This is a genomic window from Martinezella tropici (assembly GCF_003287875.1).
Lineage (GTDB): Bacteria > Pseudomonadota > Alphaproteobacteria > Rhizobiales > Rhizobiaceae > Rhizobium > Rhizobium tropici_C.
Genome location: NZ_QMKK01000050.1, coordinates 135,382 through 155,344, shown reverse-complemented (window position 1 = coordinate 155,344; position 19,963 = coordinate 135,382). Strand labels below are relative to the sequence as shown.

The following is a 19,963-nucleotide window of genomic DNA, read 5'->3' as shown; positions in this document are numbered from 1 at the left end:
TCAGGCGTCGCCCAGATAGGTCTTGATGGTCTCAATGAATTTCGGTACCGAAATCGGCTTGGAAACATAGGCCTCGCATCCGCCCTGGCGAATGCGTTCTTCATCACCCTTCATGGCAAAGGCCGTAACCGCGATTACGGGGATGACGTGGAGATCATCGTCTTCCTTCAGCCATTTGGTGACTTCCAGGCCGGAAACCTCCGGAAGCTGAATATCCATGAGAATCAGATCCGGACGATGCTTGCGCGCGAGATCGAGCGCTTCCATGCCGTTGCGGGTCTGGATCGTCGTATAGCCGGAAGCCTCGATCAGATCGCGAAAGAGCTTCATATTGAGCTCATTGTCTTCTACAATCATTACCTGCTTAGGCATGGAAAGCTGTCCCTGCATCCGGTATTGCATCCATTCTCTCGAAATATAGGGTCGCGAGGAACCGATTCCAGAAATACTTGAATCGCAAACTACCGGCATTTGGTTGAAAAATAGGTAACTTACCCTTCAAAATGCAAAGTAACTTCAAGAACCCGAAGAAGAATGCGGCCGACCCGCAAGAGACTGCGATCGCCGTACTCGGCTGGCTGGCCAACGAACCGGATATGTTCGGCCGTTTCCTGGCACTGACGGGCGTGGAGCCGGCACAGGTGCGCAACGCCATCAACGAGCCCGCCTTTCTTGCCGGCATGCTTGACTTTCTCATGAACCATGAACCGACATTGCTGGCCTTTTGCGAGGCGAACGGCATTCCACCGGAGGCCGTCGCCGCCGCGTCGGCGCATTTTTCGCCACCCGGCCTTGCCTCTGGGGAATATTGACCATGGATGCCCCTTTCGAATTCGACGTATCGCATATCCGGCTGCAGGAACGGCCACTGATCGTCTGCGATGTCGACGACGTCGTCTTGCATTTCTTTGCCCCTTTCCTGACCTTCATCGACGGCGAAGGCTATGAATTCCTGCCACGTTCCTTCCGACTGACCGGCAACATCGTCTCCAAAGACAATGACTCCGCCTTGGAAGAAAAGGAAGTTCACCGGCTGATCGAAGTCTTCTTCGAGGCGCAGGAACAATGGCAGACCCCTTTCGAGCGCGTTGTCGACACGCTCGGCGAATTCTCGAAAGACGCCGATATCGTCTTCCTCACGGCCATGCCGCCACAGTTCTGGGCCCAGAGACGCCGCCTGCTCGACAAGCTCGAACTTGCCTATCCCCTGCTGGCATCGCTGCAGCCGAAAGGGCCGATCGTGCGCTCCCTGCATCGGCGGCGCGGTGTGCCCGTCGCCTTCGTCGACGACATGGCCCATAATCTGCATTCGGTCAGCGAGCATGTTCCGGAATGCCTTCTGATCAATCTGAAGCCCGATTCCATCGTCCACCGCATGGCGCCAGCCGTCGCGGCGGGGATCCCCGAAGCAAACGAATGGAGCCAGGCGGCGCCGCTGATCCAGGCCCATATCGTGCGCTGAAGCCATCTGGCCCGATATCCGCGCCCGGCATCAGAGAACGAGGCGCATCAGCGGCCTGCCATCCTTGCGCTTCGCCACCTCCGAAAATCCGGCCGCTTCGAATATGCGTTGCGAGCCCACATAAAGGCCGACAGATTTCGATTGCTTGGTGCGCTCGATCGGACAGCCCTCCAGCAGCCGCGCACCGGACGCCTTGGCAAAGTCGACGGCCTCCGAGAGCATGCGATGGCTGTATCCCTTGCCACGATCGCGCGCATTCATGAAGAAGCAGCTGACGGCCCAGATCGAGCTATCCTCCGCATCGGCGGGATCGAGCGGGCGGGATACGGTTTTGGGAGAATTCCATTGCGGGAGCTCTGCGCGCGGACCGACCTGCACCCAGGCAATCGGCTGCGCGTCGATATAGCCAAGGAGACCGGGTGGCGGCCCGGCCGCGATGCGCGCCTGCATGAACCGCTTCTTGGCCGCCGCATCCATCGTCTTGCGTTGCGAGGTCGGGACGCGAAAATAGGTGCACCAGCAGCCGTAGCAGGCGCCGCTCGGTCCGAAAAGCGCCTCGAAATCGTCCCAGCGCTCGGGCGTTAATGGCTGCACGCTTAAATTCCGCACTCCCTGCTCCCCGACAGTTTTCCGGCTTGAGACTCACAAGCTTAAAACATAAAGTAGCGATGTTCAATTTTTGTTCTCGTTCAATGACCAATGCGCCCGACAAGATCTCAGGTTTCTGTCGCGATTGCTTGAGCGAGCAATCGATCGCACGAACGCGCTGCCGCAGCTGCGGCAGTCCTCGCCTCGTCTATCACCGCGAACTCTACGGACTGACGCTGGCGCATATCGACTGCGACGCCTTTTATGCCTCGATCGAGAAACGCGACAATCCGGAGCTGGCCGACAAACCCGTCATCATCGGCGGCGGCAAACGCGGCGTCGTCTCCACCGCCTGCTATATCGCCCGCATCCATGGGGTGCGCTCCGCCATGCCGATGTTCAAGGCGCTAGAAGCCTGCCCGCAGGCTGTCGTCATCCGACCGAATATGGAAAAATACGTCCGTGTCGGCCGCGAGGTTCGAGGCATGATGCAGGAACTGACACCCCTGGTGCAGCCGCTTTCGATCGATGAGGCCTTCCTTGAGCTCGACGGCACGCAGCGGCTCCATCACGATCCGCCGGCCCGCATTCTCGCCAGGTTTGCCCGGCGGGTCGAACAGGAAATCGGCATCACCATCTCGGTCGGCCTTTCCTATTGCAAGTTCCTCGCCAAGGTCGCCTCCGACCTGCAGAAGCCGCGCGGCTTCTCCGTCATCGGGCGTGAAGAGGCGCTCTCCTTCCTGGAGCCACGCTCCGTCACGACCATCTGGGGCGTCGGCAAGGCCTTTGCGGCGACGCTCGAAAGCGACGGCATCCGCACCATCGGCCAATTGCAGTCCATGGAGGAAGGCGACCTCATGCGTCGCTACGGCGTCATCGGGCAGCGGCTTTTCCGCCTCGCCCGCGGCATCGACGACCGCACGGTGCATCCAAACGAAGCGGCAAAGAGCGTGTCTTCCGAAACGACTTTCTTCGACGACATTTCGCGCCATGACGATCTTGTGCCGATCCTGCGCGATCTCTCGGAGAAGGTTTCGCGGCGCCTGAAGCGTAGCGGCATTGCCGGGCAGACCGTGGTGCTGAAGCTGAAGACCGCCGACTTCAAGACTCGCACGCGCAACCGCCGCCTGGAAGATCCGACCCAGCTTGCCGACCGGATCTTCCGCACCGGCCTGCGGCTGCTCGAACACGAGACCGACGGCACGAAATTCCGCCTCATCGGCATTGGCGTCACCGACCTTGGCGACGCGGCGCGCGCGGATCCGCCCGATCTTGTCGACGTGCAGTCGACGCGACGCGCAGCAGCAGAAGCTGCCATGGACAAACTCAAAGAAAAATTCGGCAACAGGACGGTCGAGACCGGCTATACGTTCGGCGATAAACGCCATAGATAACAATGCTTAAAAAAGTCACCTACCGGTGATATTGAGCCGTAGCTCAAATAATCACGCCACGCGCGCGATTCTTGAGGGCAAGAAAGCTCGGATTCAAACTTTTTTGGTAAATTTCCATTAGGACTTGGATTCTGTGACTTCCGAACGGCGCGGATCCGCCGTCGATTGTGTTTTGCGTACAGGTTCCTATGCGTCTATCGGCTGTATCGACCATTCTTCTTGCCTGCCTGACGATCTCAGGCTGCGCCGCCCGAGGTGAGCGCGAAGCAGCGCAAGCCAGCCCGCCTTCGAAGGAAACGACCAGTTCCATCGCAAAGAGTAATCGGCCGGTGCCATCGGTCGAAATCGGCGAAACGGTCTCGCGCGTCGAGCAGCAGCAGGCCTTGGCAGTTGCAATGCCGACGGACGTCCGGCCGGAGGCATTTCTGCCCTCCGAACAAGGCGGGGACGACACACCCGTACCGCTGCAGCGGCCGCTCGCCATGCTCGCACCGTCGAATCCCATGCCTCGTGCCATGCGGCAGCAGCCGATGCAGATCTATAGCCACCGCTTCCGCGACGCCAAACCGATCAATTTCGGCTCTTCCACATCGCCCCGGAAGCTTGCCGTGCATGGCGTCGACGTCTCGCGCTGGCAGGGCGAGATCGACTGGGATACGCTGCGCACCCAGGGTGCGAACTTCGTCTACATCAAGGCGACTGATGGAGGCGATCATCTCGATCCGATGTTCAGGAAGAACTGGCGGGCCGCCCAACAGGCCGGCCTGAAACATGGCGCCTATCATTTCTTCTATTGGTGCCGGACGGCCGGTGAGCAGGCTGATTGGTTCATCCGCAACGTGCCGAAGGAGGCAGGCGCGCTTCCGCCCGTCATCGACGTCGAATGGAACGGTGAGTCGAGCTGCAAGCGGCGCCCTTCGCGCGAGCAGGTGCTTGCCAAGATGCAGGTCTTCATGGACAAGCTCGAAAAGCATTATGGCCAGCGCCCGATCGTCTATACGGCGCCGGATTTCTATCGCGACAATCTCAGCGGCGAACTGCTCGACTATCCCTTCTGGCTGCGCGCCGTGGCTCAACATCCGTCCAAGGTCTATCCGGGCCGGAAATGGCTGTTCTGGCAATATTCCGGTTCAGGCGTCTCCCACGGCGTCGAAGGCAGGATCGACCTCAACGCCTTCCACGGCAGCGAGCAGGACTGGCACAACTGGGTAGCCTCCAGCGTCCATTGATCTCCAGATCGCCGTTGATACCTTATGCCGAAGCAGGGCAGCCAGCCTCGCTTCGGCATAGCTGAATCTTGTTTCGAACACGCAACATCAGGATTTAGCGGTAGCGATAAGGCAGGTCTTTTCGGCAAGCCTTCCTTAAACTTCAAAGCATAACCTTGGCAGTACGAGTATTGCGTATTGGTTTGTGTTCATATGAAGCCGTTTCTGTTGCTGGGGCTCGGGCTGTTGTCGGCCACCGCCCTCTCACATCCTTCTCTTGCCGCGCCGGATGCCCGCACGCTGCAGATCGTGGTGTCGAAGGACAGGCAATCGCTTGCCGTCTATGATGGCGACCAGGTGATCGCAACCTCTAAGGTTTCGACCGGCAAGCGGGGCCATACGACACCAAGCGGCATCTTCTCCATTCTGGAAAAGAAGGTCTATCACGAGTCAAATCTCTATTCGGCCGCGCCCATGCCCTACATGCAAAGGCTGACCTGGTCGGGGATCGCGCTGCACGAATCCAACTCGGTTCCGAATTATCCGGCGTCCCACGGCTGCGTGCGCATGCCGAAAGCCTTTGCCAAGATGCTCTATCAGATGACCGAGCGCGGTGTGCATGTTGTGATCGCCAATCAGCCGCTGGTGCCGCAGGCTTTCGAGAGCGCGATGCTGTTCCAGCCGCCGGCAGCACCTCCCCCAGCGCTGTTTTCCGGCATCGAACTGCGCCCAATGACCGCAAGCTTTCTGCCGCAGGGGCAAGCCCTTCAGGTCGCAACGAATGATGTGACTTCGATCCGGATGCCGAAAGTCCAGGAAACCATTGCCCCGCCCGCCGATCCGGCACCGCTCAGCATCCTCATCACCCGGCGCGGCCTGCGCGAGAATGTGCGTGACCTCCAGACCATTCTGAATGGGATGGGTTTTATTACCGGAACGCCCGACGGCATGCTCGGGCCGGCAACGGTGCAGGCGATCGAAGATTTCAGGAAAGCGCATGACATCAAGACGACGGGCAGTCTTGTCAGCCCCGCGCTGATGAAAGCGGTCTATGCTGCCGCCGGCAAGGGCGAACCGCCGAACGGCGCGATCATGGTCCGCCAGAACTTCAAGCCGCTCTTCGAAGGCCCCGCCATCATCGCCGAGCCGCAAGAGGCGCTCGGCGTGCATTTCTTCACAGCCAACGCCATCGACCGGATCAGCGGCAAGGCAGACTGGTTCGGCATGACGCTCGAAGAAGATCTCAGCATGCAGACGAAGAAGCGGTACGGCATCACCAGCGAGGAGCAATCGCAATCGCTCGATGCGGCCGGACAGGCGCTTGCCCGCATCACCATTCCCGACGACGTCCGCCACCGCATCGAGGATTTGCTGACGGCCGGATCCTCGCTGACGATTTCCGACACCGGCGTTGGACCGGAAACCGGCAACGGGACCGATTTCATCACCATCACCAACAATGGTGCGCTTGGGAAAAAGGGCTAAACCAGCTCCACATCGATGACACCAGGCGCCGTACGCAAGGCGGCGGCAATTTCCGGCGTGATGCGATATTTCTCCGGCAGCGCCACCTCGACCTCGCGCAACCCCTCCTCCTTGATGACGATGAAGGAGACGAGGCCGTCACCTTTGGCATTCAGATGCGCGGCAACGGCTTTCAGCGGCCCGGAATCGCGGACATAGACGCGCAGTGCCTTCTGCATCTGTAGCGACTTCTCCTCCAGCGACTGCGCCGTCTGCAGGCGCAGGCTGATGCCTTCCGGACGCTCATCCGCCTGGGCTGTTATAACGAAGGATTTTCCGACTTCGAGCACATCACGATACTGGTTGAGCGTCTCCGAGAAGAGCACGGCTTCGAACTGGCCCGAAGCATCGGAGAAAACGAAGATCCCCATCTTGTTGCCGGTGCGCGTCTTGCGCTCCTGCTTCGAGATCACCGTGCCGGCCAAACGCCCGTTGCTGGCGCCCTGTTTCACCGCGGCCGAGAACTCGGCGAAGGGCTGTACCCGCATCTTGTCGAGCACGCTCTTATAAGTGTCGAGCGGATGTGCCGTCAGATAGAAGCCGAGCACCTGGAATTCGCGCAGCAGCCGCTCCGAAGCAAGCCAGGGCGTATAGGGCGGGAACACGATCTTTTCCGGACCGGAGGCCGCACTTCCGAACATGTCGTGCTGGCCGCTGCGCTTGTTTTCCTGCGCGACCTGGGCATAGCCCATGATGCGATCCAGGCCGGCGATGAGCTGCGCGCGATCGATCTCGAAGCAGTCGAAGGCGCCGGCGCAGATCAGGCTTTCCAGAACGCGGCGGTTGATCTGCTTGGGATCGATGCGAAGGCAGAAATCCTCGATGCTGGCAAAGGGCTGATCGCCGCGCACCTCGACAATGTGATCAACGGCGGATTCGCCCACACCCTTGATGGCCGCCAGCGCATAATAGATGCGGTTGTCACCCGTTTCGAAATGGCGGAAAGAGGTCTGCACCGAGGGCGCGATGACCTCGATGCCCAGGCGCTTGGCATCCTGGCGGAAGTCGTTGACTTTCTCGGTATTGGACATATCGAGCGTCATCGACGCTGCCAGGAACTCCACCGGATAGTGCGCCTTCATATAGGCGGTCTGGTAGGAGACAATGGCGTAGGCTGCGGCGTGCGACTTGTTGAAGCCGTAATTGGCGAACTTGGCGAGCAGATCGAAGATAACGTCGGCCTGCCCCTTCGACACGCCGTTCTTGATGGCGCCATCGACGAAGCGCTCGCGCTGCTGGTCCATCTCCGCCTTGATCTTCTTACCCATGGCGCGGCGCAGAAGATCGGCTTCGCCGAGCGAATAGCCGGAGAGCACCTGGGCGACCTGCATCACCTGCTCCTGGTAAACGATGACGCCTTGCGTTTCTTTCAGCAGGTAGTCGATCTTCGGGTGGATCGACTCGATCTCCTCCTCGCCATGCTTGCGGGCATTATAGACCGGAATATTCTCCATCGGGCCGGGGCGATAGAGGGCAACCAGCGCGATGATATCCTCGATGCAGTCCGGGCGCATGCCGATCAGCGCCTTGCGCATGCCCGCACTTTCCACCTGGAACACGCCGACCGTCTCGCCGCGCGAGAGCATGTCGTAAGTTTTCTTGTCGTCGAGCGGGATGCTGGCGAGATCGATCGAGATGTCGCGCTTGGCGACGAAATCGACCGCCGTCTTCAGGACGGTCAGAGTCTTGAGGCCAAGGAAGTCGAACTTCACGAGGCCGGCCTGCTCCACCCATTTCATGTTGAACTGGGTGACCGGCATATCGGAACGCGGGTCGCGATACATCGGCACCAGCTTCGAAAGCGGGCGGTCGCCGATGACGATACCGGCGGCGTGGGTCGAGGCGTGGCGATAGAGGCCTTCGATCTTCTGGGCGATGTCGAGAAGCCGGGCGACGACCGGCTCCTTGTCCGCCTCCTCCTGCAGGCGCGGCTCCTCCTCGATCGCCTTGCTGAGCGGGGTCGGATTGGCGGGATTGTTCGGCACGAGCTTGCAGATCTTGTCGACCTGGCCGTAGGGCATTTCCAGCACGCGGCCGACGTCGCGAAGGGCGGCGCGCGCCTGCAGCGAACCGAAGGTGATGATCTGCGCCACCTGCTCGCGGCCATATTTGGCCTGCACGTAGCGGATCACCTCTTCACGCCGATCCTGGCAGAAGTCGATATCGAAGTCCGGCATCGAGACGCGTTCCGGATTGAGGAAGCGCTCGAACAGCAGCGAGAAGCGCAGCGGATCGACGTCGGTGATGGTGAGTGCGTAGGCGACCAGCGAGCCCGCACCCGAGCCGCGGCCCGGCCCGACCGGGATATCATGCCGCTTGGCCCATTTGATGAAGTCCGAAACGATCAGGAAGTAGCCGGGGAACTTCATGCGCTCGATGACGCTGAGTTCGAACTCCAGGCGCTCGCGATAATCCTTTTCCTCATAGCCTGGCGCCATGCCGAGCGAGGCGAGACGCTGGTCGAGCCCCTCGACGGCCTGGGCGCGCAGCTCTGCCGACTCGGCGCGCTCGGCCTCCTCCGCATCATCGGTCGCGCCGGTGAAACGCGGCAGGATCGGCTTGCGGGTCTTCAGGATGAAGGAGCAGCGGCGAGCGATCTCGACCGTATTTTCCAGCGCCTCCGGCAGATTGGCGAAAAGCTTCGCCATGTCGGCACGGCTCTTGAGATAATGATCCGGCGTCAGACGAAAACGCGTATCGTCCGAGACGATGGCGTTATGAGCCACCGCCATCAGCGCGTCATGCGCGTCGTAATCGTCACGCGTCGGGAAAAAGGCCTCGTTGGTCGCGACCAGCGGAATCTCATGCTCGTAAGCCATCGAGATCATCTTCTGCTCATGGCGGCGATCATAAGCGCCATGGCGCTGCAATTCGAGATATAGCCGGTCACCGAACAGGCGTTTCAAGGTCAGCAGACGGGAGAGCGCCTGCGCGGCATGCCCCTCCTTCAGCGCCATATCGATCGGCCCGCTCAACGAGCCGGTCAGCGCGATCATGCCTTCCGTGCCGATCTCTTCCAGCCATGAGCTGGTGATGTGAACGGCACTGTTGCCCTCGCCGCCGAGATAGGCGCGGCTGACAAGATCGACAAGGCGTTCATAGCCCCGCTCGGTCGCAGCAAGCAGCACGATGGACGGCAGCTTGGCGAGCGCCTGCTGCGGCCCGCGTTTCTCACTTTCGCTGCCATCTTCCATGTCGATCGATACCTGGCAGCCGATGATCGGCTGCAGACCTTCGTCCATCGCCTTCTGCGAGAATTCGAGAGCAACGAAGAGATTGTTGGTATCGGTAATGGCGATGGCCGGCTGGCTGTCGCTGGCAGCCTTGGCCAATATCTTCTTGAGCGGCAGCGCGCCCTCTAGCAGCGAATAAGCGGAATGAACCCTGAGGTGCACGAATTCCGGCATCTCACCGGCCGACGCTGCCACGCCGCTGCCACCCATATCCGCCATCTCAAACCCTTCCGCATGCCCACATGAATCGGTGTTATTCTCGGCATTGCGGATCGTAAAGTCCATAAGTTGCTCCCATCAAATATGGGAACAGCAAGAGCAAATGGGGATAAAACTTACATCGCCATCATGATGAGGGAAAAGCTGGTGACGAACATGACGATGGAGGTGAATGCTGCAACGTCTCGAATGATATCGGTCATTTACGCGTTCCTTACTCGTTATGTTTCTTTTTTGTTCTATTTTTGTTCGAGAGTCAATAGGAGCATCAATAAATTTCATCGCACGACTTTTCCGTTCTCCGATGGACGCCGGAAATGCCCGGCGCTATTGAGATGCGAACAGGGAGACCACGATGACATCACTTGCCTGCGCTCTCATTCTCCTTTCGCTGACAACTACGGCCCGCGCTGAAGATGCGATCGCGCCCGGCCGCATCATCGACGCCGCGATTGGCGATTGGAACAAGGACGGCAAACCGGATCTCGCACTTCTGGTGGCGCCCTCCCCGGATGATCAGGCCGACAATCCGATCGGCATCCATATCTACCTGCGCGATGACGAACACTCCTTGCTGAAGCTCGCCGCAAGCGCTCCGAACAAAATATGGGGCAGCGTCGAACCCGGCGGCATCGTCGGCCAGGAGCCGTCAATCTCGGCGCTCCCAAACGGCTCGATCGCGATCGTATCGCAGAATGACGCCATCGGCCGCGATCGCTGGACTCAGACATTGACGCTCGCCTATCGCAACAACAACTTCGTGGTGGCCGGCTACACCTACGACTCCCGCGACACGCTCGAACCGGACAACAGTCACAGCTGCGACTATAACGTTTTGACCGGCAAGGTGACCAAGGATGGCAAGACGCTGAAGGCCGATGCCAAGACCGTGACCATCCAAAACTGGCAGGACGATCTCGGCCAGAAGGCCTGCGAAAGCGGGCATCGCTAGCGCATGTTCTCTTTTTGTTCTTTACAAGCCCAACGTTGAATGGCATCCTACCCCCTCACCAAAATGGAGAGGGTCATGCCGGATCTCGCCGAGCTGAACGATTTTATTGTCATCGCCAAAGCGGAGACCTATGTCGGCGATGGCGAGAGGCTGCCGTCCTGCCGCAGCGGCTCACATGATATCGGCTATACAAGCGGCCGCTGGCGCTATCTCGACAGCTATTTCGGCGGCACGGACTTCGCCGGACAGGAGCTTGTGTGGTGTGACGGCGAGCCGGTCTGGGCCATGAATTATTTCGGCCATATCGTCGAGCCTGATCTGATCGACGGCACCCGCGCCGGCATGGTCATCAAGGCGGCACTTCTGCGTCTCTATCTCGATGAAAAGCGCTTTCTCGGCGGCTTCGAGTTCGAACATGCCTACGGCCGCTATATCGACCGCAGCACCGGGTCGTGCAACCACTTCACCGGCCATGAGGCCATCATGGTGAAGGACCGCAAGGCCTATGAACTGGATTATCGCGGCGGCCTGATCGTACCTTAGAGCGGCACAGCGTTTCTCGAAATCACGGAACCGCTCTATATCTTCGTGATCTCACAATTCCGGATGGAAAACCACGCAGCACTGTTCCTGGAATTGCTTCAACGGGCGATCAGACCTCGACCACCTTGCCTTCGCTTAGGGTGACGCGGCGATCCATGCGAGCGGCGAGTTCGTGATTATGGGTGGCGATCAAGGCAGCAAGACCCGACTGGCGCACCAGCGCCTCCAGAGCATCGAAGACGTAATGCGCGGTCGCCGGATCGAGGTTGCCGGTGGGTTCATCCGCCAGCAGCACCAGCGGCGCGTTGGCGACGGCGCGGGCGATCGCGACGCGCTGCTGCTCGCCACCGGACAGCTCCGCCGGGCGGTGATCGGCGCGATGGCCGATGCGCATATAGTCGAGAAGCTGGGCGGCCCGCTCGCTCGCATCCTTGCGCGAGAGGCCGGAAATGAGCTGCGGCATCATGATGTTCTCGAGCGCTGAGAACTCGGGCAACAGATGATGGAACTGATAGACGAAGCCGATCTCGCTGCGGCGCACCGCCGTGCGCCTGTCGTCGGACAAGGCCTCGCAGGCCTGGCCGTTGACGACCACCTCGCCGCCATCGGGATGCTCCAGCAGACCAGCCACGTGCAGCAGCGTCGACTTGCCCGTTCCTGAAGGCGCCACCAGCGCGACGATCTCACCGCTGCGCAAGGCGAAATCGGCCCCCTTCAGGATCGACAGGCGCGTCTCACCCTGCCCGTAATGACGCTCCACGCCCGAAAGCTGGAGAACGACGTTGCGTTTCATCAAATGCGAATTCCTTATTCGTAGCGCAACGCCTGCACCGGATCGAGCCGCGAGGCACGCCAGGCCGGAAAGATCGTAGCAAGGAAGGAAAGCGTGAGAGCCATTACCACAACCGAGACGGTCTCACCGAGATTCATCTGAGCCGGCAATTTGCTGAGGAAATAGACTTCCGGATTGAAGATCACGGTACCCGAAATCCAGGAGAAAAACTGACGGATGGACTCGATATTCAGGCAGACCACAACGCCGAGGATCACACCCGCAAGCGTGCCGACGACGCCAATGGCCGCGCCTGTCATGAAAAAGATACGCATGATGGCGCCCGATGTCGCACCCATGGTGCGCAGGATGGCAATATCGCTGCCTTTGTCCTTCACCAGCATGATCAGGCCGGAGATGATATTCAGGGCTGCGACAAGGACGATCAGCGTCAGGATCATGAACATGGTGTTGCGCTCGACCTGCAGGGCCGAGAAGAAAGTGGCATTGACCTGCCGCCAGTCCGTCAGGAAGATCTGTCGCCCGGCGGCTTCTTCGATCTTCGGCCGCAGCTCATCGACATCGTCGGGATTGGTGACGAAGAGTTCGATCTTTTCGACGATGCCTTCGGCGTTGAAGAAGACCTGCGCCTCCTCCAGTGGCATGAAAACGACCGAAGAATCATATTCCGACATGCCGACCTCGAAGATACCCGAGATCGTGTATGCCTTGACGCGCGGATTGACGCCGAAGGGCGTGACATCGCCGTCCGGCGCCGTGAGCGTGATCTGATCACCGACTGTCAGCCCCAGTTGCCGCGCCAGTCGGCTGCCGACCAGAACACCCTGCCCGGACGCGAAGCCGACCATATCGCCGGAGACAACGTGATCGGAAACCGACTTGAGTTTCGTCAGGTCTTCCGAGCGGATGCCGCGCACCAGTGCGCCAGTGCCCGAGCCACCGCGTCCCGAGGCGAGTGTCTCACCCTCCACGAGCGGCAAGGCCATGGTGACGCCGGGCACGGCGGAAAACTTCTTTGCCAGCTCGGCATAATCACTCAGCGGCGAATCGATGGGCTGTACCACCACATGGCCGTTGAAGCCGAGAATCTGCTTGAAGAGTTCGGCGCGGAAACCGTTCATGACCGCCATGACGATGATCAGCGCCGCGACGCCGAGCATGATGCCGACCAGAGAGAAGCCGGCAATGACCGAAATCGAAGCTTCCTTGCGCCGGGAGCGAAGATAGCGCCAGGCAACGAGCCGTTCGAAACCGGAGAACGGGCGAGACGATGGGCCGGCCTTGAACGAATTTTCCTGCTGTTCCACTGCCGCGCTCACCGCCATTCGCCTTCCATCCTATTTAATCGTCAATCAGCCGGCCAGCCGCTTGATTGCCGCATCGACCGTCATCGTCTCGCGAGCGCCGGTCTTGCGGTCCTTCACTTCCACTTCGCCGCCCGCGATCGAACGCGGCCCGACGATGATCTGCACGGGCACGCCGATCAGATCGGCCGTCGCGAACTTCGTTCCGGCACGCTCGTCGCGATCGTCATAGAGCACGTCCCTGCCGGCCTTCGACAGCGCGGCATAGACGGTTTCGCAGGCGTCATCACAAACCTGATCGCCGGCCTTCATGTTGATCACCACGACATCGAACGGCGCGACCGATTCCGGCCAGATGATTCCGTTCTCGTCATGCGATGCTTCGATGATGGCGGGAACAAGGCGTGTCGGTCCAATACCGTAAGATCCCATGTGGACAGCATGCTCCTTGCCGTCCGGACCCTGCACTTTCGCACCCATCGGCTCGGAATATTTCGTGCCGAAATAGAAGATGTGGCCGACCTCGATACCACGCGCAGACAGGCGATCGCCTTCCGGAATGGCGTTGAAGGCGGCCTCGTCATGCATTTCCGAGGTGGCGGCGTAGACCGAAGTCCATTTATCGAAGATGCTCTTCAGGCTGGCGGCATCATCGAAATTCGTGTCTTCGCCCGGAATGTCGAAATTGACGAAATCCTTGTGGCAAAAAACTTCCGACTCGCCGGTATCAGCAAGAATGATGAATTCGTGGCTGAGATTACCGCCGATCGGGCCGGTATCGGCACGCATCGGGATTGCTCTCAGGCCAAGACGATTGAAGGTGCGCAGATAGGCGGCGAACATCTTGTTATAAGATTGCACTGCGCCTTCCTGCGTCAGATCGAAGGAATAGGCATCCTTCATCATGAATTCGCGCGAGCGCATCGTGCCGAAGCGCGGACGAATCTCATCACGGAACTTCAGCTGGATATGATACAGGTTCAGCGGCAAGTCCTTGTAAGACTTGATATAGGACCGGAAGATGTCGGTGATCATCTCCTCGTTGGTCGGGCCGTAGAGCATCGGACGGTCCTGCCGGTCCCTGATGCGCAGCATTTCCTTGCCGTAAGCGTCGTAGCGGCCGCTTTCCTGCCAGAGCTCGGCCGACTGCAGCGTCGGCATCGACAGCTCGATGGCACCGGAACGGTTCTGCTCCTCGCGGATGATCTTGTTGACTTTGTCGAGCACGCGCTTGCCCAATGGCAGCCAGGAATAGATGCCCTGCGACTGCTGGCGGATCATACCGGTGCGCAGCATGAGCCGATGGGAAACAATTTCAGCCTCCTTGGGGTTTTCCTTCAGGATGGGCATGAAGTAACGAGACAGACGCATGACGCTTGTTCCAGATGGTTTGACGTTCCGCTCGCAGCGGAATCGTTAGTAAATTATGTACTGGAGGCAGTTCATAACTGCTTCGGCGTTGGAAGGAAACCCGCATTCTGCAATAGAAGAATTTGGCAAATGCCCGGAAATACAGGCGATACGGCCTATTTCCGATGTTTCGAAAAAGCGCACGTTTATAAGGATTTACGACGAAAATCTGTCAACAGAAAAATTCTGCGCCACTGTAGCAAAAAAGCAAAAAAAAGGATGACAAAGCTCAATCTTTGAGCTAATTTTAGCTCACAAAAGAGGCAGGAAGGCTAAATTCTTGTCGTTTCGCGGTCAAGTCTTGGGAGGATCAGATCTTAGGCGCGCTCGTTCGCTGCCCCGGTAACGGATAAGGATCACGCGATACTTTAAAACAAGGCTTATAGCCTTGTTTTTTTTTGCTTTCTCAGCCTGATCCTCCGCCGATCAGCCGCTCTCGCGAGAAAGCCCACTTTCAGCCCTTCAGCCAAGATACGACAAACGCACCGGGAATTCTCTGCGCCAGCCACATGACAGGCGTGTGACGAATTGATGGCGATTGCAGGGCCATGCGACTTGGGGCTGCTTTACTCTACTATATAGATCACTGATAGCTTGGAACGATCTTAGGAATGGAATCTATACTCAATCCGAAGTAATGCGACGCGACATACCAGGCGCCGTAAATAAGAGCAGACACCAGCGTCGTGACGAGAACCACCCGCCAGGCCCGAAACTTCGTCGGGGCGCTTTCGACAGTGCCGAGGACCACATGCTCGTCTTCGGCCTGGGTGCGCAGGCCAAACGGCAGGACGGCGAAGAGCGTAATCCACCAGATAACGAAATAAACGGCGAAACTGGCAATGATCTGCTGGGCCATTATGCTCCCTTCGAGACGTGTTTACCCGTCTCCTCCTCTTCCAAACTGCTTATAGGGGCAAAGCGGCCGTCTTTCAAAGTGCCGATCAGCGCACTGAAAGCAGATTCAGATTTTAGGCCAGTTCCGCCCAAAATCATCCGGCTCCGATGTCACACCTGCTCAAGCTCGATGAGCGTGCCGAAGAAATCCTTCGGATGCAGGAAGAGTACGGGCTTGCCATGCGCGCCGATCTTCGGCTCGCCATCGCCAAGCACGCGTGCACCGCTGGCTGTCAGTTGATCGCGTGCCACAAGGATATCCGCGACTTCGTAACAGATATGGTGCATGCCGCCATCCGGGTTCTTGGCGAGGAAGGAGGCAATGGGCGAAGCTTCGCCCAGCGGTTCGAGCAGTTCGACCTTGCTGTTCGGCAGCTCGACGAAAACGACGGTTACGCCGTGCTCCGGCAAGGATTGCGGCGCGGATACAGTTGCGCCGAGCGTCTCGCGATAGGCTCGGGAAGCCACGGCGATATCAGGAACGGCGATCGCGATGTGATTGATGCGTCCCAACATGACCCTCTCCTCCCGATCAGACCTCAGCCGCCGGTGCGCGTGATGAATACGGTCACGACCGGCTTCTTGCCCCAGCCCTGGTTGGCGGCGGCGCGCACTGCTCGGCGAGTGGCCTCCTGCAGCATGTCCAGATCCTTCCGACGCGCGCGCGGAATGCTCTCGATAGCACTAACGATGGCGTCGAAGAGCGTATCCTCCATCTCCTCGCCTTCATCATCATAGGCCGGCAGGCCGATCGGCACGACATCGGGATCGCCGACGATATCATAGCGCGCATCGAGAACGACGTTGACGGCGACGTGGCCGACATAGGAGAGCTTCTTGCGCTCGCCGATGCCCATCTCGTCGAAATCGCCGATCAATATGCCATCTTTGAAGATGCGCCCATGCGGCGCTTCGCCGATCACCTCGACCGGACCGGGCGCAAGACGCACGACATCGCCGTTGCGCACCCGCGGCACGGTGGCAATGCCGCTCTGTTCGGCCAATTCCTTATGCGCGGTCAGATGGGTCGCCTCGCCATGCACGGGGATGACGACCTTCGGACGCGTCCACTCATACATCTTCTGTAATTCGTTGCGCCGGGGATGGCCGGAGACGTGCACCAATGCCTCGGCATCCGTCACCACATGCACGCCCTGTTCGATCAGGCCGTTCTTGATGTCCTGGATCGCCTTCTCATTTCCGGGAATGGCGCGCGAGGAAAAGACGACGATATCGCCTGATGCCAATGCGACATTGCGCATTTCGTCACGCGAGAGTTTCGCCAGCGCGGCTCGGGATTCGCCCTGGCTGCCGGTCAGGATCACCACGACCTTGTCGCGCGGGATATAGCCATATTCGTCTTCGGCGATGAAGGGCTTGATGCCTTCCATGATGCCGATATCGCGGGCGACGTCGACGACGCGCTTCAGCGAGCTGCCGAGCAGCAGCACTTCGCGGCCGGCGGCTTCGGCAGCCTCGGCAATGGTGCGGATGCGGCCGACATTCGACGAGAAGGTGGTGATTGCCACCCTGCCCTCGGCGTCTTCAATGATCCTGCGCAGGCTTTCGGAGACGTCTTTCTCCGAAGGCGAAACACCATCGCGCAGGGCATTGGTGGAATCGCACATCAGCGCCAGCACGCCCTCATCGCCGAGTTGGCGGAAGCGGGTCTCGTCGGTCAGCGGCCCGAGCGACGGCTCGTGATCGATCTTCCAGTCGCCGGTATGGACGACATTGCCGAGCGGCGTGCGGATCATCAGCGACATCGGCTCGGGGATCGAGTGATTGACGGCCACGCCTTCGATCTCGAAGGGGCCGACATTGATGCGATCGCCAGCCCTGAACAGCGTCACCGGGATCTCGCCCATCGACTTCTCATAATCGCGCTTGGCCTCAAGAAGACCGGCGGTAAAGGCAGAGGCATAGATCGGAACATTCAGGCCCGGCCAAAGATCGTTCAGTGCGCCGTAATGATCCTCGTGCGCGTGGGTGATGATGATGCCCTTGAGGTTCTTGCGTTCCTTGGCGAGGAAACGGATATCCGGCAGGACAAGATCGACACCAGGCAGATCCGGTCCCGGGAACGTCACGCCGCAATCGACCATGATCCATTGACGCTGCTCCGCCGGACCATAGCCGTAGAGGGCGAGATTCATTCCGATCTCGCCGACGCCGCCGAGGGGCAGAAACACCAGTTCGTCTTGCTTCGCCATCTGATCCCCAACCATCATCTAAAAAAAACGTCGCCCGCGGCGATCGGCATGATCCTGCCGTCCTCGGTCTCGAGCAGCAACAAGCCATTATCATCGATTCCGGAGAAATGGCCCGAAATCGAGCGATCCGGCAAGTTCACCGTGATGTTTTCCCCTATGCCGCATGCGACTTCGCGCCAGCGCGCTGTGATCTCGCGAACGCCCTTGCCGCGATTCCAGACATCAAGCGCTTCGGACATGGCGCCATAAAGGTGAGCAAACAGCTCATCCGGCGACACCATCGAGCCCTGCTGCCTGAGGCAGGTGACGGGATACATCGGATTGTCAGGCATGACGGCAATATTGATGCCGATGCCGATGACGAGCGCATAGCGGCCGTCGGGCAAGGCCTCGCCTTCGATCAGAATACCGCAGGTTTTCTTGCGGCCGATCAATATGTCATTGGGCCACTTGATCTCTGCAGGTTCTGCGGCCAGCGGCAGCACGCTACGAACAGTCTGATGTACAGCAACCGCGACTGCAAGCGGCAGGGAACCGAGGCGGTCCATCGGAGCGGGATCGATCAGAAGAAGAGAGGCGTAGAGATTGCCGGCTCCCGACACCCAAGGGCGACCGCGGCGACCGCGTCCACCCGTCTGGCGCTCGGCAGTAACCCAAAGGTTCCCGGGATCATCGGCGCGCGCACGCTCGAGGCACACGCTATTCGTGGACGACGTCTCTTGAAGGGCATCGTGCCGGAAGTCGGCGAGCGACTTCCGGCTATTCATGTCAGACGCCATCAAAACAGCGTCGCGGCAGCCAGATCAGCAGCACCGCCGATTGCGCCACCGAAGAAGACATAGGTGATGACGAACAGGCCGGAGAGACCGAAGACGAGGCGCAGCGAACCGGCCGTGCGTGTGAATTCGTCCTTGGCTTCATCGAACCACATCACCTTGATGACGCGCAGATAGTAGTAAGCGCCGACGACCGAGGCCAGAACGCCGATGATGGCGAGCGCATAGAGATGCGCCTGGATAGCCGCGACGAAGACGAAGTACTTTCCGAAGAAGCCTGCGAGCGGCGGAATGCCGGCCAGCGAGAACATCAGCGCCGTCAACACGACCGCCATGAAGGGGTTAGTGGTGGAAAGGCCGGCGAGATCGTCGATGTTTTCAACCTGGCGGCCATCCTTCCGGCGCATCGCCATGATGATGGCAAAGGAGCCGAGCGTCATGACCATGTAGATGACCATGTAGAGCATGACGCCGGAGACGCCGGTCTTGGTGCCGGCGGCGAGGCCGACGAGCGCATAGCCCATGTGACCGATCGACGAATAGGCCATCAGTCGCTTGAAATTACGCTGACCGATCGCGGCGAAGGAGCCGAGCAGCATCGAGGCGATCGAGATGAACACGATGATCTGCTGCCAGTCGGCAAGCACCGGATGGAAAGCGGTGACGACGATGCGGGTCAGGATCGCCATGGCGGCAACCTTCGGCGCGGCCGCGAAGAAAGCGGTAACCGGCGTCGGCGCACCTTCATAAACGTCGGGCGTCCACATGTGGAACGGCACGGCGGAGATCTTGAAGGCGAGGCCGGCAAGCACGAAGACCAGACCGAAGACGAGGCCGAGCGAACGGGTCTCGGCGCTGAGTGCAGTCGCGATCGCATCGAAGGTCGTGTGACCGGTGAAGCCGTAAACCAGCGACATGCCGTAGAGCAGCATGCCCGACGACAGCGCACCGAGAACGAAGTACTTCAGGCCGGCTTCGGTCGACTTGACACTGTCGCGGTTGATGGCGGCGACGACGTAGAGGGCCAGCGACTGCAGTTCCAGCGACAGGTAGAGCGAGATCAGGTCGTGCGCCGAGATCATCAGCAGGATGCCGAGGGTCGCGAGCACAAGCAGAACCGGGAACTCGAAGCGATCGAGCTGCTGCTCGCGCGCCTGTCCCATGCTGAGGAACATGGCGACGATCGAGCCGACCAGCGCGACGATCTTCATGAAGCGGGAGAAGCCGTCGGCGAGATAGGCGCCGCCATAGGCAAGCCCCTCGCCCGGCACGAAGATGATCCAGAGACCGGCCACCGCGAGAAGCGCGATGGCAAGACCGGTGACCGTGGGTCCCGAACGCTCGCCCGAGAAGACGCCGATCATGAGCAGCACAAGCGCACCGACCGCGAGGATGAGCTCCGGAATGGAAAGATGCAGGCTTGCAAGAATTGTGTCAGCAGTCATGT

The 19,963-nt window shown here is 59.7% G+C and carries 18 protein-coding genes; 7 read left to right on the top strand and 11 right to left on the bottom strand.

Features of this window, described 5'->3' with window-relative positions; translation table 11 throughout:
• Window positions 1-372 carry a response regulator gene (locus tag DQ393_RS24155; protein WP_028754034.1) on the bottom strand — a complete coding sequence of 124 codons (372 nt, stop codon included), beginning with the start codon at window positions 370-372 and terminating at the stop codon, window positions 1-3.
• Between the two features lie 131 nt (window positions 373-503).
• Here DQ393_RS24155 and DQ393_RS24150 point away from each other — a divergent pair, with 131 nt between their 5' ends.
• Both DQ393_RS24150 and DQ393_RS24145 read left to right on the top strand, forming a co-directional pair.
• Entirely contained in the window at window positions 504-812 is a 309-nt protein-coding gene (locus DQ393_RS24150) for a DUF3572 domain-containing protein (RefSeq protein ID WP_112344227.1), read from the top strand.
• Window positions 813-814: 2 nt separating this feature from the next.
• Complete coding sequence (locus DQ393_RS24145; RefSeq protein ID WP_112344226.1) at window positions 815-1,462, top strand: hypothetical protein; 648 nt, start codon at window positions 815-817, stop codon at window positions 1,460-1,462.
• A gap of 30 nt (window positions 1,463-1,492) precedes the next feature.
• Here DQ393_RS24145 and DQ393_RS24140 read toward each other — a convergent pair whose 3' ends face one another.
• A complete protein-coding gene (locus tag DQ393_RS24140; RefSeq protein ID WP_112344225.1) occupies window positions 1,493-2,071 on the bottom strand; it encodes a GNAT family N-acetyltransferase in 579 nt (192 codons plus the stop codon).
• An 83-nt stretch (window positions 2,072-2,154) separates the two neighbouring features.
• Between DQ393_RS24140 and DQ393_RS24135 the strand changes: the two genes are divergently transcribed.
• The 3 genes from DQ393_RS24135 to DQ393_RS24125 all read left to right on the top strand — a co-directional run bounded on the left by DQ393_RS24135 (window position 2,155) and on the right by DQ393_RS24125 (window position 6,137).
• A complete protein-coding gene (locus tag DQ393_RS24135; protein WP_112344275.1) occupies window positions 2,155-3,444 on the top strand; it encodes a DNA polymerase IV in 1,290 nt (429 codons plus the stop codon).
• A 188-nt stretch (window positions 3,445-3,632) separates the two neighbouring features.
• Window positions 3,633-4,673 (top strand): glycoside hydrolase family 25 protein, encoded by a 1,041-nt coding sequence (locus DQ393_RS24130; protein WP_112344224.1) that lies wholly within the window; start codon window positions 3,633-3,635, stop codon window positions 4,671-4,673.
• 192 nt (window positions 4,674-4,865) lie between these two features.
• Window positions 4,866-6,137: a L,D-transpeptidase family protein gene (locus tag DQ393_RS24125; protein ID WP_112344223.1), complete on the top strand. Its 1,272-nt coding sequence runs from the start codon at window positions 4,866-4,868 to the stop codon at window positions 6,135-6,137.
• On the opposite strand, the gene dnaE is transcribed toward DQ393_RS24125, so the two are convergent.
• Entirely contained in the window at window positions 6,134-9,628 is a 3,495-nt protein-coding gene (gene dnaE / locus DQ393_RS24120; protein ID WP_112344274.1) for a DNA polymerase III subunit alpha, read from the bottom strand. The genes DQ393_RS24125 and dnaE overlap by 4 nt on opposite strands.
• A gap of 355 nt (window positions 9,629-9,983) precedes the next feature.
• Between dnaE and DQ393_RS24115 the strand changes: the two genes are divergently transcribed.
• Complete coding sequence (locus DQ393_RS24115) at window positions 9,984-10,580, top strand: hypothetical protein (protein ID WP_112344222.1); 597 nt, start codon at window positions 9,984-9,986, stop codon at window positions 10,578-10,580.
• Window positions 10,581-10,655: 75 nt separating this feature from the next.
• On the top strand, window positions 10,656-11,123 hold the full coding sequence (locus DQ393_RS24110; RefSeq protein ID WP_112344221.1) for a DUF5680 domain-containing protein: 468 nt from the start codon (window positions 10,656-10,658) through the stop codon (window positions 11,121-11,123).
• Window positions 11,124-11,232: 109 nt separating this feature from the next.
• Here the strand turns inward: DQ393_RS24110 and DQ393_RS24105 are convergent, their stop codons facing one another.
• The 8 genes from DQ393_RS24105 to nuoN all read right to left on the bottom strand — a co-directional run bounded on the left by DQ393_RS24105 (window position 11,233) and on the right by nuoN (window position 19,961).
• Window positions 11,233-11,916, bottom strand: a complete 684-nt coding sequence (locus DQ393_RS24105) for an ABC transporter ATP-binding protein (RefSeq protein ID WP_112344220.1) — start codon at window positions 11,914-11,916, stop codon at window positions 11,233-11,235.
• A 14-nt stretch (window positions 11,917-11,930) separates the two neighbouring features.
• Window positions 11,931-13,241, bottom strand: a complete 1,311-nt coding sequence (locus DQ393_RS24100) for a lipoprotein-releasing ABC transporter permease subunit (RefSeq protein ID WP_112344219.1) — start codon at window positions 13,239-13,241, stop codon at window positions 11,931-11,933.
• A 27-nt stretch (window positions 13,242-13,268) separates the two neighbouring features.
• Window positions 13,269-14,591, bottom strand: a complete 1,323-nt coding sequence (gene proS / locus DQ393_RS24095) for a proline--tRNA ligase (protein WP_112344218.1) — start codon at window positions 14,589-14,591, stop codon at window positions 13,269-13,271.
• A 622-nt stretch (window positions 14,592-15,213) separates the two neighbouring features.
• Window positions 15,214-15,489 (bottom strand): DUF1467 family protein, encoded by a 276-nt coding sequence (locus DQ393_RS24090; RefSeq protein ID WP_112344217.1) that lies wholly within the window; start codon window positions 15,487-15,489, stop codon window positions 15,214-15,216.
• Window positions 15,490-15,638: 149 nt separating this feature from the next.
• Complete coding sequence (gene mce, locus DQ393_RS24085) at window positions 15,639-16,043, bottom strand: methylmalonyl-CoA epimerase (protein WP_112344216.1); 405 nt, start codon at window positions 16,041-16,043, stop codon at window positions 15,639-15,641.
• A gap of 23 nt (window positions 16,044-16,066) precedes the next feature.
• A complete protein-coding gene (locus DQ393_RS24080) occupies window positions 16,067-17,740 on the bottom strand; it encodes a ribonuclease J (RefSeq protein WP_112344273.1) in 1,674 nt (557 codons plus the stop codon).
• Between the two features lie 14 nt (window positions 17,741-17,754).
• Entirely contained in the window at window positions 17,755-18,519 is a 765-nt protein-coding gene (locus tag DQ393_RS24075; protein WP_112344215.1) for a biotin--[acetyl-CoA-carboxylase] ligase, read from the bottom strand.
• A complete protein-coding gene (gene nuoN, locus DQ393_RS24070; RefSeq protein WP_112344214.1) occupies window positions 18,519-19,961 on the bottom strand; it encodes an NADH-quinone oxidoreductase subunit NuoN in 1,443 nt (480 codons plus the stop codon). Before nuoN ends, DQ393_RS24075 begins: the two co-directional genes overlap by 1 nt.
• Window positions 19,962-19,963 lie beyond the last annotated feature (2 nt).

Coding starts and splice junctions, on each gene's coding strand:
- DQ393_RS24135 (WP_112344275.1), top strand. CDS start 2,155: ATGACCAATGCGCCCGACAAGATCTCAGGTTTCTGTCGCGATTGCTTG.
- DQ393_RS24125 (WP_112344223.1), top strand. CDS start 4,866: ATGAAGCCGTTTCTGTTGCTGGGGCTCGGGCTGTTGTCGGCCACCGCC.
- mce (WP_112344216.1), bottom strand. CDS start 16,043: ATGTTGGGACGCATCAATCACATCGCGATCGCCGTTCCTGATATCGCC.
- DQ393_RS24105 (WP_112344220.1), bottom strand. CDS start 11,916: ATGAAACGCAACGTCGTTCTCCAGCTTTCGGGCGTGGAGCGTCATTAC.
- DQ393_RS24100 (WP_112344219.1), bottom strand. CDS start 13,241: ATGGCGGTGAGCGCGGCAGTGGAACAGCAGGAAAATTCGTTCAAGGCC.
- DQ393_RS24115 (WP_112344222.1), top strand. CDS start 9,984: ATGACATCACTTGCCTGCGCTCTCATTCTCCTTTCGCTGACAACTACG.
- nuoN (WP_112344214.1), bottom strand. CDS start 19,961: ATGACTGCTGACACAATTCTTGCAAGCCTGCATCTTTCCATTCCGGAG.
- DQ393_RS24110 (WP_112344221.1), top strand. CDS start 10,656: ATGCCGGATCTCGCCGAGCTGAACGATTTTATTGTCATCGCCAAAGCG.
- DQ393_RS24090 (WP_112344217.1), bottom strand. CDS start 15,489: ATGGCCCAGCAGATCATTGCCAGTTTCGCCGTTTATTTCGTTATCTGG.
- DQ393_RS24145 (WP_112344226.1), top strand. CDS start 815: ATGGATGCCCCTTTCGAATTCGACGTATCGCATATCCGGCTGCAGGAA.
- DQ393_RS24075 (WP_112344215.1), bottom strand. CDS start 18,519: ATGGCGTCTGACATGAATAGCCGGAAGTCGCTCGCCGACTTCCGGCAC.
- DQ393_RS24150 (WP_112344227.1), top strand. CDS start 504: ATGCAAAGTAACTTCAAGAACCCGAAGAAGAATGCGGCCGACCCGCAA.
- proS (WP_112344218.1), bottom strand. CDS start 14,591: ATGCGTCTGTCTCGTTACTTCATGCCCATCCTGAAGGAAAACCCCAAG.
- DQ393_RS24080 (WP_112344273.1), bottom strand. CDS start 17,740: ATGGCGAAGCAAGACGAACTGGTGTTTCTGCCCCTCGGCGGCGTCGGC.
- DQ393_RS24155 (WP_028754034.1), bottom strand. CDS start 372: ATGCCTAAGCAGGTAATGATTGTAGAAGACAATGAGCTCAATATGAAG.
- DQ393_RS24130 (WP_112344224.1), top strand. CDS start 3,633: ATGCGTCTATCGGCTGTATCGACCATTCTTCTTGCCTGCCTGACGATC.
- dnaE (WP_112344274.1), bottom strand. CDS start 9,628: ATGGCGGATATGGGTGGCAGCGGCGTGGCAGCGTCGGCCGGTGAGATG.